The 13,297-nt window shown below is 70.8% G+C and carries 12 protein-coding genes; 5 read left to right on the top strand and 7 right to left on the bottom strand.

Going from position 1 to position 13,297, the window contains the following annotated elements; all coding sequences use genetic code 11:
* From ML01_RS16140 to ML01_RS16130, 3 genes are read left to right on the top strand one after another with little or no spacing between them, the layout of a single operon-like run.
* Complete coding sequence (locus ML01_RS16140) at positions 1-1,488, top strand: complex I subunit 5 family protein (RefSeq protein WP_058556436.1); 1,488 nt, start codon at positions 1-3, stop codon at positions 1,486-1,488.
* Positions 1,485-3,074, top strand: coding sequence for a complex I subunit 5 family protein (locus tag ML01_RS16135; RefSeq protein ID WP_058556435.1), 1,590 nt, complete (start codon positions 1,485-1,487; stop codon positions 3,072-3,074). The genes ML01_RS16140 and ML01_RS16135 overlap by 4 nt, the downstream gene beginning before the upstream one ends.
* Positions 3,067-4,755 (top strand): proton-conducting transporter membrane subunit, encoded by a 1,689-nt coding sequence (locus ML01_RS16130; RefSeq protein WP_058556434.1) that lies wholly within the window; start codon positions 3,067-3,069, stop codon positions 4,753-4,755. Before ML01_RS16135 ends, ML01_RS16130 begins: the two co-directional genes overlap by 8 nt.
* A gap of 76 nt (positions 4,756-4,831) precedes the next feature.
* Here ML01_RS16130 and ML01_RS16125 read toward each other — a convergent pair whose 3' ends face one another.
* The 5 genes from ML01_RS16125 to hemB all read right to left on the bottom strand — a co-directional run bounded on the left by ML01_RS16125 (position 4,832) and on the right by hemB (position 8,767).
* The gene (locus tag ML01_RS16125) at positions 4,832-5,038 is read right to left on the bottom strand and encodes a hypothetical protein (protein ID WP_058556433.1); all 207 of its coding nucleotides are present in this window, start codon (positions 5,036-5,038) and stop codon (positions 4,832-4,834) included.
* 14 nt (positions 5,039-5,052) lie between these two features.
* On the bottom strand, positions 5,053-5,751 hold the full coding sequence (locus tag ML01_RS16120) for a hypothetical protein (RefSeq protein WP_058556432.1): 699 nt from the start codon (positions 5,749-5,751) through the stop codon (positions 5,053-5,055).
* Positions 5,741-6,439, bottom strand: coding sequence for a hypothetical protein (locus ML01_RS16115; protein ID WP_254045283.1), 699 nt, complete (start codon positions 6,437-6,439; stop codon positions 5,741-5,743). Before ML01_RS16115 ends, ML01_RS16120 begins: the two co-directional genes overlap by 11 nt.
* Positions 6,440-6,835: 396 nt before the next feature.
* Positions 6,836-7,672 (bottom strand): shikimate dehydrogenase, encoded by an 837-nt coding sequence (aroE, locus tag ML01_RS16110; protein WP_058556430.1) that lies wholly within the window; start codon positions 7,670-7,672, stop codon positions 6,836-6,838.
* 63 nt (positions 7,673-7,735) lie between these two features.
* Positions 7,736-8,767: a porphobilinogen synthase gene (hemB, locus tag ML01_RS16105; protein ID WP_058556429.1), complete on the bottom strand. Its 1,032-nt coding sequence runs from the start codon at positions 8,765-8,767 to the stop codon at positions 7,736-7,738.
* A gap of 251 nt (positions 8,768-9,018) precedes the next feature.
* On the opposite strand from hemB, the gene ML01_RS16100 reads away from it, so the two are divergent.
* Together ML01_RS16100 and ML01_RS16095 are read left to right on the top strand one after the other, a co-directional pair.
* Entirely contained in the window at positions 9,019-9,405 is a 387-nt protein-coding gene (locus ML01_RS16100; RefSeq protein WP_058556428.1) for a co-chaperone YbbN, read from the top strand.
* Positions 9,406-9,431: 26 nt separating this feature from the next.
* Entirely contained in the window at positions 9,432-10,199 is a 768-nt protein-coding gene (locus ML01_RS16095; RefSeq protein WP_058556427.1) for a phospholipid-binding protein MlaC, read from the top strand.
* A 45-nt stretch (positions 10,200-10,244) separates the two neighbouring features.
* Here ML01_RS16095 and leuA read toward each other — a convergent pair whose 3' ends face one another.
* Together leuA and ML01_RS16085 are read right to left on the bottom strand one after the other, a co-directional pair.
* Positions 10,245-11,924, bottom strand: a complete 1,680-nt coding sequence (gene leuA, locus ML01_RS16090; protein ID WP_058556426.1) for a 2-isopropylmalate synthase — start codon at positions 11,922-11,924, stop codon at positions 10,245-10,247.
* Between the two features lie 477 nt (positions 11,925-12,401).
* The gene (locus ML01_RS16085; RefSeq protein ID WP_058556425.1) at positions 12,402-13,112 is read right to left on the bottom strand and encodes a TIGR02206 family membrane protein; all 711 of its coding nucleotides are present in this window, start codon (positions 13,110-13,112) and stop codon (positions 12,402-12,404) included.
* Between the last annotated feature and the right edge of the window lie 185 nt (positions 13,113-13,297).

Genomic DNA, 13,297 nt, shown 5'->3' with positions numbered 1-13,297 from the left:
ATGCCGAGCTTCCCAGGCGGGATGGAGTGGACCCTCGCGAGCGTCTTCGTGCCGCTCACGGGCGCGCTGCTGTGCTTTTTGCTGCCGCGGCGGGCGCCGCTGCTCGGCCGGCTGACGGCGCTGTTGACGGTGGCGGCGGTGCTCGGGCTGCTCCTCACGGTGCTGGCCGAGGGCACGCAGCAGACGGCCCTCGGCGGCTGGCCGGCGCCGCTCGGCATCCTCTGGCGGGCGGACGGGCTCAGCGTTGCGCTGATGGCGATGACGGCACTGGTGGGGCTCGGTGTCAGCGTCTACGCGCATGCCTATTTCCGTGACAAGCACACCGAGGGCGCCTTCTTCTGGCCGCTGTGGCTCATGCTGTGGACGGCGCTCGATGCGCTGTTCCTGTCGCGTGATCTGTTCAACCTGTACGTGACGCTGGAGCTGGTGGGCTTCGCTGCGGCGAGCCTGACGGCGCTCGACGGCAGCGCCGCGGCGCTGCGCGGGGCGATCCGCTATCTGCTGATCAGCATGCTCGGGTCGCTGTCGTACCTGCTCGGCGTCGCGCTCATCTACCACGCCTGCGGCAGCGTGGACATCGTGCTGGTGGCCGAGCGCATCGGCACGGCGCCGGACCTGGTGGTGGCGGTGGCGCTCGGCACCATGACGGCGGGTCTGGTGCTCAAGACCGCGCTGTTCCCGCTGCACTTCTGGCTGCCGCCCGCGCACGGCAGCGCCCCGGCGCCGGTGAGCGCGGTGCTCTCGGCGCTGGTGGTCAAGGCATCGTTTTATCTCTTGCTGCGGCTGTGGCTGGAGGTCTTCGACGGCGGTGGGCCCTGGCTCGCGGAATTCCTGGGCGTGCTCGGCGCCGTGGCCGTGGTCTGGGGCTCGGTGGCGGCGCTGCGCCAGGCGCGGCTCAAGCTCCTGATGGCCTACTCCACCGTGGCCCAGATCGGCTATTTCTTCATGGCCTTTCCGCTCGCGGCGGTGGGCGGCGGCGCCGTCTGGGCCGGCGCGCTGTATCTGGTGCTGGCGCACGGGCTCGCGAAGGCGGCGATGTTCCTGAGTGTCGGCAGCGTGCTGCGCTTCGCCCGGCACGACCGCATCGACGAGCTCGACCGCATCGTGCATCGGCTGCCGCTGACCCTGACCGCCTTCGCGCTGGCCGGCGTCAGCATCATGGGCCTGCCGCCGAGCGGCGGCTTCATCGGCAAATGGCTGATGCTGGAGGCCGCGTTCCGGCAGGGGCGCTACGGCTTCGTCGCGGTGATCCTGCTCGGCGGCGTGCTGGCGGCGGCCTACGTGTTCCGCGTCGTCGGCCACGCCTTCACGCCGACGGCACGCGCGCAGCGGGCGCGGGAGGTCCCGGCGGCGATGGAATGGAGTGCGCTGCTGCTAGCGCTCGCGGCCATCCTGCTCGGCCTGCTGCCGCCGCTGGTGCTGCCGCTGCTCGAGATTGGCCAGGTCGCGGTGGTGTCGGGCGTCGCTGCGCCGGCGGGGTCGGGATGACGCCGCTCTTCGACCCGCAACTGCCGGCGAATGCGCTGCTCCCGCTCTTGGTGCTGGCGAGCTCGCTGGTGCCGGGGATGATCATCTTCTTTCTCGCCGAGGAGCGCGTGCGCCTGCGCACCGTCCTGAACCTGGGCGGCGCGCTGATGAAGCTCGCGCTGGTCGGCTTCATGCTCTGGGGCTCGTACCAAGGGCAGCGCTTCGAGGCACGGCTGCCGCTGTTGGAGGGGCTCGACCTGGTGCTGCGCGTGGGGGCGCTGTCGCTGCTGTTCCTGGCCCTGTCCGCCGGGCTTTGGTTCCTGACCACGATCTACGCCATCGGCTACCTGGAGGGCGCCCCGCACCGCAGCCGCTTCTTCGGCTTCTTCAGCCTCTGCGTGACGGCCACCGTCGGCGTGGCGATGTCCGGCAACCTGCTGACCTTCGTGCTGTTTTTCGAGCTGCTGACGCTCACCACCTATCCGCTGGTGGTGCACCGCGGCACCGAGGCGGCGCGTCAGGCGGGGCAGGTCTATCTGGCGCACACGGTGCTGGCGGGCTCGCTCTTGCTCGCCGGCACGGTCTGGCTGTATACGCTGACGGGCACGCTCGGCTTCGTGCCGCGGGGCTTCGTCGCCGAGGTGGCCGAGACCCATCCGGGCGCGCTGCGGGCGATCTTCGCGCTGCTCATCGCCGGGGTGGGCGTCAAGGCGGCGCTGGTGCCGCTGCATAGCTGGCTGCCGCGGGCGATGGTGGCGCCGGCACCGGTGAGCGCGCTGCTGCATGCCGTGGCGGTGGTGAAGGCCGGCGCCTTTGGCATCGTGCTCATCGTCTACGACGTGTTCGGCGTCGAGCAGGCGGCGGAGCTCGGCGTCACCGGCCCGCTCGCCGCGGTGGCGGCGGTGACTATCATCTACGGCTCGCTGCGGGCGCTGTTCCAGGATGACCTCAAGCGCCGCCTGGCCTTCTCCACGGTCAGCCAGGTGTCGTACATCGTGCTCGGCGTGGCCATCGTCGGCCCGCTCGCGAGCGTCGGCGGCATCGTGCACCTGGTGCACCAGGGCCTGATGAAGATCACGCTGTTCTTCTGCGCCGGCAACCTGGCGGAGACGCTCGGCATCCACAAGGTGAGCGAGATGCGCGGCGTCGGCCGACGCATGCCCTGGACCATGGCGGCGTTTACCATCGGGGCGCTCGGCATGATCGGCGTGCCGCCGCTCGCGGGCTTCATCACCAAGTGGTATCTCAGCCTGGGCGCGCTGGAGGCGGGGGTGCACTGGCCGCTGTACGTGCTGATGGCGAGCAGCCTGCTGAACGCGGCGTACTTCCTGCCCATCTTGCATGCGGCCTGGTTTGCCGAGCCGGACCCGGCGCCGACGCATGCGGCAGCGGCCGACGGCCATGCGGCGCCGTCGCGGGCGCACGCGGGCTGGCTCTTGCTGCTGCCGCCGCTCACCACCGCGGCGCTGTCGGTGCTGATCGGGCTGTTCGCGTCGTTGCCGTTCTCGCCGCTCGAGTGGTCGCTCTTGATCGCCGAGCGCGAGTTCGAGTACCCGGAGGCGCGCGCGGACGTCCCCCTGCGCCCTGGAGCCGGCAGCGATGACTGACTGGTGGGCCGGGACCGGCACCGGCGTCGGCCTGCCGGCCTGGCTGCTGGTGCTCGCGCCCGGCTGGCCGCTGCTGCTGGCGCTGCCGCTGGTGCTGCCGGGGCTGCGCGCGCCGCTGGCGCGGCTCGCGCCCTGGGCCGCGCTGCCGGCACTGCTCATCGCCGTCGCCGCGCCCGAGGCGACGCTGCCGCTGCCCGGCGTGCTGCTCGGCGCGTCGCTGGCGCTCGATGCCGCGGGGCGCTGGGTGCTCGGTGGCGTCGCGCTGCTGTGGCTCATCGGCGGCTGGCTCGCGGCGGAGCGGGGCTGCACGTCTCGCACGCTGCTGGCCCTGTTGTTGGCCATGGCCGGGGCGTTCTGGCTCCCGCTGGCGGGGGATCTGCCCTCGCTGCTCGCGGCGTCGGTGCTCGCGGCCTATCCGCTCTACGGCCTGCTGGCCGGGCGGCCTGCCGGGCCCGTGCTCATCGCCTCCCTGGTCGTCGCCGATCTGCTGCTCCTGGAGGCCGTGCTGCTGCTGCTGCATGGGTCGGCCGTGCTCGACTTCGCCGCGCTGCGGGCGGCCTGGGCGCAGGCGTACGAGCGCGATCTGCTCCTGTTGCTGGTGCTGCTCGGCTTCGGTGTCAAGGCTGGCGTCATGGGCGTGCACTACTGGCTCGCGCCCGCGTTGGCGCAGGCGCGAGACTGGCTCCTGGCACCCATGGTCGGCTTCATGCTCGTCGCCGGGCTGCTGCCGGGGCTGCGTGTGCTGCCGCTGGGCCTGGTGGACTGGCCGGCCGTGGCCGCGCTGGTACAACTGCTGGCGCTCGCCGGCAGCGGCTGGGCCGTGCTGGCGGGCTTGCTGCAGGGCTCGCCGCGGGCCGTCGCGGCCTATGCGGCGGCGGCGCTAAGCATGCTGTGGCTCGCGTTGGCGGGGCTGCAATTGCAGCCGGCCACCGCGGCGGCGGATGCGGCCATGGTCCTGCCCGTGCTCGCGGTGCTGGCGGGGCTCGGCGTGGCCGCGCTGCTGCTCGCGTCGGTGGCGGTGCCCGGCTCCGGGGCGGGCATGCGCCCGGTGCTGCTCGCGGTGTCGCTGCTCTTGGTCGGCGTCGCGATGCTCGGTACCGCGCCGCTGACGGCGCAAGCGGGCGGCGGCCTGCCTTGGCTGGCTTGGCCGGCACTCGCCTGCGTCGGCTGTGTCGGGCTGTTGCTGGGTGCCGCGCTGGGGGCGCTGGCGCGAGGCCAGGTCCCGACAGGTCTGCCCGAGGACGCCCGCATCGCGGCGGCGCTGGCCGCTGGCGGTGCGCTGCTGGCCGCGCTGGCGCTGGCGACGCTGCTCGCCAAGCTGCCCTGGCTGCAACAGGGCGCCGGCGGCGCGGCGCTCGGGGTGCTGGCCGTGCTGATCGCGGCACTCGGCGTCGGCCGCGTCGCGTATCCCGCGCTGGCGCGGCTGCCGCGGGTGCCGCCGGGGGATCTGCTGGTGCTCGCGCAAGGCGCGGTCGCCGCCGCGCTGGCGGCACGGGCACGCGGCGGGCTGCTGACCGGGCGGTTGCGCGATGACTTCCACCGCGGCATCGGGCGCGTCGGCGCCGCGCTGCATCGCGCGCAGGTCACCCAGGCGGGCGAGCTGCTGCTGCGGCGCTGGGCGGTGGCGATGCTCTGCTTCCTCGCCATCGGTGCCGCCGCAGCGCTGCTTGCGGGGCATTAGCGACGTTGGACCATCGAAATCGAAATCGCTATCGAAATCGCTATCGAAATCGCTATCGAAATCGACCCTGCACGACTCAGAATCGCGATCCCGATCCCGACGAGCCATCTTCACGGGCACACACGGCGCCGACCAGATCGTCGAACGATGAGGCATCCAGAGACTCGCTGGCCGTCTCAAACTCCTCGACCACGGTCACGATGACCTTTGCACGCTGCACCCCGGGAATGTCTTCGAGCAGCCTGATGCTGCCGTTCTCGTAGATTGCGTTGACCGACAACATGCTGTTCTCCGGACTCAATACTGGGATGCGGATACCTCACCGATGGGGATGAAGCGCGCCGGCATGTCCTCGGCGACGCCGTCCACCCACATGCGGCCGGCCCGATAGTCGCGCCGCACCCGGCTCCGCCCGCCGCGGGGGCGCAAGAGCTGCACCTCGTCCACGTAGAGGCCGAGGGCGCGGAAGGTGCGGTCCCAGCCGATGGTGAGCCTGACGGCCTTGGTGCCGCGGTCGCGCGCCACCCAACCCAGCTCCAGCACGCCGTCCGGGGTGATGCGAAGGTCGAACAGGGCGGCGCCGATGGTGCCGCTGAGCGCGCTGCTGCACTCGCCGCAGGGGAGCAGGCCCGGCACCAGCTCGCCGCGCCGCCAGCGCCCGTCGGCGGTCCCGTACAGCACGAAGAGCGCCCGCGAGCCGCGCGGGAACTTCGGGTCTTCGGGGGCCTCGATGCGCCGCTGCACCACCACGGCGAGGTCGTCGTAGTCGTCGTCATTGAGCCGGCCGCTCACGACCTGCTCTGGCGTCCACCAGTCGTTCGGCAGCCACTTGTCCACGAGCGGCGGACGCACGACGGGCGCCGGCTCCTTCGCCTGGTCCGGGGCGGCGGCTGCCCCGGATAAAGCGCCGACGGCGAGCAGCCCGGCCAGCAGGCCCGCGCGTGCCGGCGGCCAAACGCGGTGCCGTGGCGGGGCGCCGCGGCGATCAATGCCCATACGCCGCCCCGGCGGCCTGGCGCAGTTGGTCGATGCGGCCGGCGAGATGGCTGATGTCTACGCCAAGCCCGGCAAGGCGCGCCGTCAGTGCGTCGGCCTCATCGACGATGACCACGAGCTGCGGGCCGGCGAAGAGCCCGCAGGCGGCGGCAAACTCGGCATCGCTTGCGGCCAGCAGCGACGGCGTCAGTGCCTGCGGCGCAATGGGGCTGTCCGGGTGCAGCAAGTCCGCCACCAGGGGCTGCGCCAGCAGGCGGAAGTGGATGTCCCGGGCGGTGGCTTCGTCGGCCAGCTCCTGCTGCGCGAGGCTGTCTTCGCCGGTGTGGCGACGCAGCGTGCGCATGATGACATCGATGAGCTTGGCCAGCGCCGCCTTGGGCTCGGACTGGTCCTCCGGCAGGCCGCAAGCCTGCTCGTAGTGCCGCTCCAGATCGGCCTTGAGGGCCAGCAGCGGCTCGCTGCCCGCGTCCGGCGGCAGGTCGATGGCGCGCTGCACGAGGTCGCGGAAGGACTCGCGGAAGGCCTCCATCTCCTCGTGATCCAGGCGCTGCGCCTCCAGCAGCCGCTCGGGGGCGACGTCCTCCGGCGGCCAGGCGAAGAGCGGATTCCCGTGCCGGCGGCGCAGATGGCGCTCGCGCCGGCCAGGCTTGTGGGTGAAAGGGAGCTCGACGGGGGCTGGCATTTGCATGTGAGGGGCTAGGGGCTAGGGGCTAGGGGCTAGGGGCTAGGGGCTAGGAGCTAGGAGCTAGGAGCTAGGAGCTAGGAGCTAGGAGCTAGGAGCTAGGGGCTAGGGGCTAGGAGCTAGGAGCTAGGGGCTAGGAGCTGGGGGCTAGCGAGGCAGAGCCTCAGACCGACCAGGGCACGGCGCCTCGTCTTGCGCAGCCCGCTCGTCGGCGCATGGAACCACGGGTCAAGGGCCGAGGCGGGCTCCCTTGGCCCTCGGCCCTTTTGCCTGCGGGACTTGCAGTCCGGCATCGCTTCGCTCCCGATGCGCTTAGAAAGATTGCGATACCGACCCCGATTTCGATCCCGACTTCAAACTTCAAACTTCACCCTTCAAACTTCACCCTTCACCCTTCACCCTTCACCCTTCAAACTTCGTCTCGATCCCGCCCGCGCGCAGCATCGCGATGACCGGCGCCGTGTCGGGTGCGACGCCGCGCCAGAGCCGGAAGGACTCTGCGGCCTGCTCCACCAGCATGCCGAGCCCATCCAGCGTGCGCGCGGCGCCCTGGGCCTCGCCCCAGTTGCAGAAGGGCGTCGGGGCGTCGCCGTAGAGCATGTCGTAGGTCCAGCCGCCGGCGGCGAGGAGCCCGTCCGGCAGCGCCGGCACGTCGCCGTCCAGGCCGCTTGAGGTGGCGTTAATAATGAGATCGAAGCTTTGCCCCGCAAGGGCATCGAGCCCGCTGCCCGACACGCGTGCGTCCGCCGCCGCCGCGGCCAACGCCACGGCGCGGGATGCGGTGCGATTGGCGACGACGAGCCGGCCCGGGCCGGCCTCCAGCAACGCGCCGAGCACACCGCGGGCGGCGCCGCCGGCGCCGAGCAGCAGCACGCGCTGGCCGGTGAAGTCGAAGCCTTGGTTGCCGGCGAGGTCCCGCACCAGCCCGACGCCGTCGGTGTTGTCGCCGCGCAGCAGCCCGCCATCCAGCACGATGATGGTGTTGACGGCGCCGGCGGCCTCGGCGCGCGGGCTGCGGTCGCCGAGCAGCGCCCAGGCCTCCTGCTTGAACGGTACGGTGACGTTGAGCCCGCGACCGCCGTCGGCGACGAAGGCGCGCACATCACCCGCGAAGTCCTCGCGGCTGCCTAGGATGCGCCGGTAGTCCAACCGCTGCCCGGTCTGGCGCGCAAAGGCGGCGTGGATCAGCGGCGACTTGCTGTGGGCGATGGGGTTGCCGATGACGGCGTAATGGTCCATGGTCAGGGGCTAGGGGCTAGGGGCTAGGTGCTAGGTGCTAGGTGCTGGCGCTCGTCCTAGCCCCTAGCCACTAGCTCCTAGCCCCTGGTGGAGCCATTGCGCTGCTTGCTTAGCGTAGTACGTCAAGACGCCGTCGGCGCCGGCGCGCTTGCAGCCCATGAGCGCCTCGAGCACGACGGCGCGCTCGTCGAGCCAGCCGTTTTGGCTCGCGGCCTTGAGCATCGCGTACTCGCCGCTGACGTGGTAGACGAAGGTCGGCGCGCCGAAGCGGTCCTTCACGCGGCGGACGATGTCGAGATAGGGCATGCCGGGCTTGACCATCACCATGTCGGCACCCTCGGCGAGGTCGAGCGCCACCTCGTGCAGGGCCTCGTCGGAGTTGGCCGGGTCCATCTGGTAGGTGTACTTGTTGCCGCCGCCCAGGTTGGCCGCCGAGCCGACGGCGTCGCGGAAGGGGCCGTAGAAGCTGGAGGCGTACTTGGCCGAGTAGGCCATGATGCGGGTGTTGATGTGGCCGGCGGACTCCAGCGCCGCGCGCACGGCGCCGATGCGCCCGTCCATCATGTCCGACGGCGCGACGATGTCGGCGCCGGCCTCGGCATGGGACACGGCCTGCTGCACCAGCACGTCAACGGTCGCGTCGTTCAGCACGTAGCCGGCGGCGTCGATGAGCCCGTCTTGGCCGTGGGTCGTGAAGGGGTCCAGCGCGACGTCGGTCATGATGCCGAGCGCGGGCACCGCGTCCTTCAGCGCCTTGACCGCGCGCTGGGCGAGGCCGTCCGGGTTGAAGGCCTCGCGGGCGTCCTCGGACTTGGCCGACAGCGGCGTCACCGGGAACAGCGCCATGGCCGGCACGCCGAGCCGGGCGATGCTCTGCGCCTCCTCGACAAGCAGGTCGATGCTCATGCGCTCGACGCCCGGCATGGACGGCACCGGCTCGCGCTGGCCCGAGCCCTCCAGCACGAACACCGGATAGATGAAGTCGTCCGGCGTCAGCGTGGTCTCGCGCATCAGCCGGCGCGAGAAGTCGTCGCGACGCATGCGGCGCATGCGGGTGGTGGGATAGGCGGCGCGTTGCGTCAGCACGTCGGTCATGGCCTGGTTCCGCGGTGTCTTGCGTGGGTGAGCCGGGAAAGATAGCGCATCGTGCGCAGTTGCCTCCAGCACCGCGTCCGTATCAGCGGGTGGTCCGGTTATGGAAAGTCTGCAATGTTCCAGTCAACTATTCAGGGCAAAATGGTGCGCTATGACCAGCGCTACGCCTGTGGCGCGCACTACAATCTCACAACCCAGCCAACCAACCCCAACCCCCAACCGATAACCCACAGCCCACGGATCTTCAGGCCATGTTGTTTCATACCCTCGTTGAGAGTCCGTACGCCTTCGATGTCGATGTCGAGCGATTCGAGCCGGACGTGCTCGCCGCGTCGCACCAACAGCCCGTCCTCGTGGACTTCTGGGCGGAATGGTGTGCGCCCTGCCATCAGCTCAGTCCGCATCTGAACCGGGTCGTCGACGAGTACCGGGGTGCGCTGCGCCTCGCCAAGGTCGAGGTGGACGAGGGCGAGAACATGAAGCTCGCGGGCCAGTTCCGGCTGCGGGGCTTTCCGACCGTGATCCTGTTCCAGGACGGCGAGGAGCGTGGACGCTTCAGCGGCTCGCGCTCGACGCACCAGGTGCGCGAGTGGCTCGCAGCCCACCTGGCCGACATGGCAGGGGACGCGGCGGCCTGATCCGCGACCCGTTGCTTGTGCGACGGATGGCGCATCGGACTGACCTGGACACTGCCGACCATGGGCAGGTCTGCTGCTCTCAGCAGCGGCCTCCGCGCGGCCTGCTGCCGCGCTCCTGGGAGCGTCTGCGTCGGCGGCCGGCGCTGCATTGGGCGCTGCTGCTGGCCGGGACTGCGCTCGTGGCCGCGGCGGCGGGGATGACCCCGCGCAACGAGGCGCCGCCCGGCGCCGGTTCCCCGGCGATCACCACCGCCTCGGTCGCCGGCGCCGCGGCGGCCGCGGCCGCCGTGGAGCAGGCAGGGCGGGACCTGGCGGGCGCAGTCGCGGCCGCGCGGGCGCTGCCCGAGCCCGATGCGGCTGAGCTCCTGCGCATCGCGGCACCGCTCACGACGCACCTCGACCTGCCCGAGATCAGCCGGCGCCTGCTCGGCGGGCATTGGCATGCGGCCACGGTGGGGCAGCGCGCCGCGCTGCAGCAGGCGCTGGCGCGGCACCTGGTGAGTCGGCACGGGGTACGGCTGCGGGCGCTCGACGACTGGCAGCTCCGCCCGCTCGCCGGGCGCGTGCGGGCCGGCGCCGATGGCGCCGAGCGCGCCGTCGTGCCGGTGCTGGTGAGTGCCCGCGGCTGGCCGGCGCTGCGGCTCCACCTGCACCTGCGCCACAGCACCGCGGGTTGGCGGCTCTTTGATGCGAGCCTCGACGGCGTCGGACTCATCGGGCTGCAGCGCCCGGCGTTCGCGGCGCTGGCGGCAGGACGGGGCGTGGACGGGCTCATCGCTGCACTCGGGCGCTGAGTGTCCGCCCGCCTTGGGCGGTGGTCGCACGCGGCGCTGCCGCTCTCAGGGATCGACTGCCGGCTGCAAGCCGGCGCCACCACCGGCACGGTTCAGCGCCGACAGCACGGCCTTCAGCGACGCCCCGAGGGTGTCCGTGTCCAGCGCGGCCCCCGGCACCTGCCGGCCGTCCACGTCCAGCAGCACATAGGCCGCAGCCTCGGCATCGGTGCCGGCGCCGATGGCGTGCTCCTGGTAGTCCAGCACGTTGACGGGGGTGCCGAAAGCACGCTTCCAGGCATCGGCAAAGGCGGCGATGGTGCCGTCGCCGCTGCCGGTGATGCGCTGCTCGGCGCCGTCGATGCGGATGCGCGCCTCGATGCCGTCGTGGCCGTTCCTGTTCAGCCGGTAGCCGGTGAGCCGGGCCGGCGCCTGGTCGCGGACGAAGTGCTCGCGAAACAGCGCATGGATGCGCGCCGCGTCGATGACGCCGCCGCGCCGCTCGCTCTCCTGCTGCACGATGGGTGCGAGCGCCTGCTGCATCCAGCGCGGCAGGTTGAGCCCGAAGTCGCGCTCCAGCACGAAGGCGATGCCGCCCTTGCCGGACTGGCTGTTGACGCGGATCACGGCCTCGTAGCTGCGGCCCAAGTCCGCCGGATCGATGGGCAGATAGGCCACCTGCCAGGGCTGCTCGGCATCGGCGCGCTGGTGGCGGAGCGACTTGCCGATGGCGTCCTGGTGGCTGCCGGAGAAGGCCGTGTAGACCAGCTCCCCCACCCACGGATGGCGCGGATGGCAGGCGATGCCGGTGCACTGCTCCGTCACGTCGATGATGCGATCCGGGTTGCTGAGGTCGAGCCGCGGATCCACGCCCTGGCTGTAGAGGTTCATCGCCACGGTAATGAGGTCCATGTTGCCGGTGCGCTCGCCGTTGCCGAGCAGCGTGCCCTCCAGCCGATCCGCGCCGGCCAGCAGGCCCAGCTCCGCCGCCGCCGCCGCGCCGCCGCGGTCGTTGTGCGTGTGCAAAGACACGACCACGGCGTCGCGCCGCGCCACGTGGCGGCAGAACCATTCCACCTGGTCCGCGAACAGGTTCGGGCTCGTGGACTCCACCGTCGCCGGCAGGTTGATGATGCAGGGGCGCTCCGGCGTCGGCTGCCAGACGTCGATGACGGCGTTCACGACCTCCACCGCGTAGTCCGGCTCCGTCTGCGAGAAGCTCTCCGGCGAGTACTGGAAGGTCCAGTCCGTGCCCGGGTACTTGGCCGCCTCCTGCTGCACCAGCTCCGCGCCCTGCGCGGCGATGGCCTTGACGCCGGCGCGGTCGGTGCCGAACACCCATTCCCGCTGCACCGGCGACGTGGAGTTGTAGACGTGCACGATGGCGCGCGGCACGCCGTCGAGGGCGGCGAAGGTGCGTTGGATCAGCTCCTCGCGGGCCTGCGTCAGCACCTGGATGGTGACGTCGTCCGGGATCTGGCGCTCCTCGATGAGCCAGCGCACGAAGTCGTGGTCCGGCTGGCTCGCGGATGGGAAGCCCACCTCGATCTCCTTTAGCCCGATCTCCAGCAGCAGCCGCCACAGCGCCTGCTTCTGCGCGACGTTCATCGGCGCCAAGAGCGCCTGATTGCCGTCGCGAAGGTCCACGCTGGCCCAGCGCGGGGCATGGGTTATGGTGCGGTCCGGCCAGGTGCGGTCCGGGAGCCGGATGGTCGGGGCGGGGCGATATTTGCGATGGTCAAACATGGGTCAGGGGCTAGGGGCTAGGGGCTAGGGGCTAGGGGCTAGGGGCTAGGGGCTAGGGGCTAGGGGCTAGGGGCTAGGGGCTAGCGGCTAGGGGCTAGGGGCTAGGGCCAAGGGCGAAGGGAGGGCTCCCTCGGCCCTCGGCCCTTCGCTCCGGTCTCGCCGAAAACGCGCTTCATCTACACGTCTCGCCTTGTCAACGAACGTCAGATTCGCCGTTGGTGCGGTCCGCGCCGGGTTGCGATGCGGGGCCGCGAGGCCACTGAACGCTGGGTCTTGCCTGGTGGGCTGGCCCGCGGGTCGGCTTGTGGCCGACGGGGAAAGTTTGCGCTTCCGCAGGCGGCAGAGGATTGCGAATATGCCTGCGTGATGGCCGGAGTGGGCAATAATCTGCCAAGTATTGGCCAAAATAAGCAACAGCGGAGCCGCGCCTGACGCCGGTCAAGCAGCAGACGCCAGGTTGAGCGGGTCCCGTCCGGGTCAGCGCTGGCCGTGCCGTGGTCGCCGCGCGAGGTCGAGCAGTAGGAAGGGCAGGTAGAGCAGGCCGAAGGACACCAACCCAACCAGCAGCAGCCCGATCCAGTACCACGGCCAGGGTCCGAACCAGTCCAGCAGCGAGGGCCCCGGCGGCTTGGCCATCAGGTACAGAAAATTCGTGCCGAGCCAGGCGTTGATGCCGAAGATGACCGCGGCCAGCGCGAGCGTGATGAGCGTCACCCGCCAGATGGAGCGCGGCACCGGCCGCAAGCCGAGCGCAATCACGCCGTAGAGCACGCCGATGACCACGAGCCCGTGCCCGGCGAAGAAGAAGAGGTAGCCAGGCGCCGGAAAGCCCGCGGCGAGGTCCGGCGTCAGCAGCGCCTGGGTCGTGCCGGCAAAGGCCCAGAAGTAGGCCACCTCAAAGACCCGCGGGCGCCGCGACACCAGCGCCCAGGCGGTAATGAACAGCGCGAGCGAGCACAGATGCAGCGGCAACAGGTGCACCGACGGCCCCCGGTGTCGGAACTGCACCGTCAGGTCCGCCACCTCCTGCCCGAGCATCAGCAGCGCAAGCGCCACCGCCACCGCGCCGGCCGCCGACGGGCGCAGGCGCCGCACCGCAAGCGGCAGCAAGATGCCGATGGCGGCGATCAGCCCAAGCGTCCACAGGTGCGAGGCTCCGAACAGCTCAAACGGCGGGCCATCTGGCATCTTTCACACTTCCAACTTCAAACTTCACACTTCAAACTTCACACTTCAAACTTCCAACTTCACACTTCTAACTTCTAACTTCAAACTTCAAACTTCAAACTTCAAACTTTCCCCTTTCCCTTTCCCCGCCGGCATCCCTTTCAAACTTCACCCTTCAAACTTCAAACTTCACCCTTCAAACTTCA

The organism is Thiohalocapsa sp. ML1, assembly GCF_001469165.1.
Lineage (GTDB): Bacteria > Pseudomonadota > Gammaproteobacteria > Chromatiales > Chromatiaceae > Thiohalocapsa.
Note: the sequence above shows the minus strand (reverse complement) of the source record. Positions and strands in the feature narration are given on the sequence as shown.

Excerpts from the sequence above, each read along its gene's own strand:
- ML01_RS16115 (WP_254045283.1), bottom strand. The coding sequence starts at position 6,439 with ATGCAAATGCCAGCCCCCGTCGAGCTCCCTTTCACCCACAAGCCTGGC.
- aroE (WP_058556430.1), bottom strand. The coding sequence starts at position 7,672 with ATGGACCATTACGCCGTCATCGGCAACCCCATCGCCCACAGCAAGTCG.
- ML01_RS16140 (WP_058556436.1), top strand. The coding sequence starts at position 1 with ATGCCGAGCTTCCCAGGCGGGATGGAGTGGACCCTCGCGAGCGTCTTC.
- hemB (WP_058556429.1), bottom strand. The coding sequence starts at position 8,767 with ATGACCGACGTGCTGACGCAACGCGCCGCCTATCCCACCACCCGCATG.
- leuA (WP_058556426.1), bottom strand. The coding sequence starts at position 11,924 with ATGTTTGACCATCGCAAATATCGCCCCGCCCCGACCATCCGGCTCCCG.
- ML01_RS16085 (WP_058556425.1), bottom strand. The coding sequence starts at position 13,112 with ATGCCAGATGGCCCGCCGTTTGAGCTGTTCGGAGCCTCGCACCTGTGG.
- ML01_RS16095 (WP_058556427.1), top strand. The coding sequence starts at position 9,432 with ATGGCGCATCGGACTGACCTGGACACTGCCGACCATGGGCAGGTCTGC.
- ML01_RS16125 (WP_058556433.1), bottom strand. The coding sequence starts at position 5,038 with ATGTTGTCGGTCAACGCAATCTACGAGAACGGCAGCATCAGGCTGCTC.
- ML01_RS16120 (WP_058556432.1), bottom strand. The coding sequence starts at position 5,751 with ATGGGCATTGATCGCCGCGGCGCCCCGCCACGGCACCGCGTTTGGCCG.
- ML01_RS16135 (WP_058556435.1), top strand. The coding sequence starts at position 1,485 with ATGACGCCGCTCTTCGACCCGCAACTGCCGGCGAATGCGCTGCTCCCG.
- ML01_RS16130 (WP_058556434.1), top strand. The coding sequence starts at position 3,067 with ATGACTGACTGGTGGGCCGGGACCGGCACCGGCGTCGGCCTGCCGGCC.
- ML01_RS16100 (WP_058556428.1), top strand. The coding sequence starts at position 9,019 with ATGTTGTTTCATACCCTCGTTGAGAGTCCGTACGCCTTCGATGTCGAT.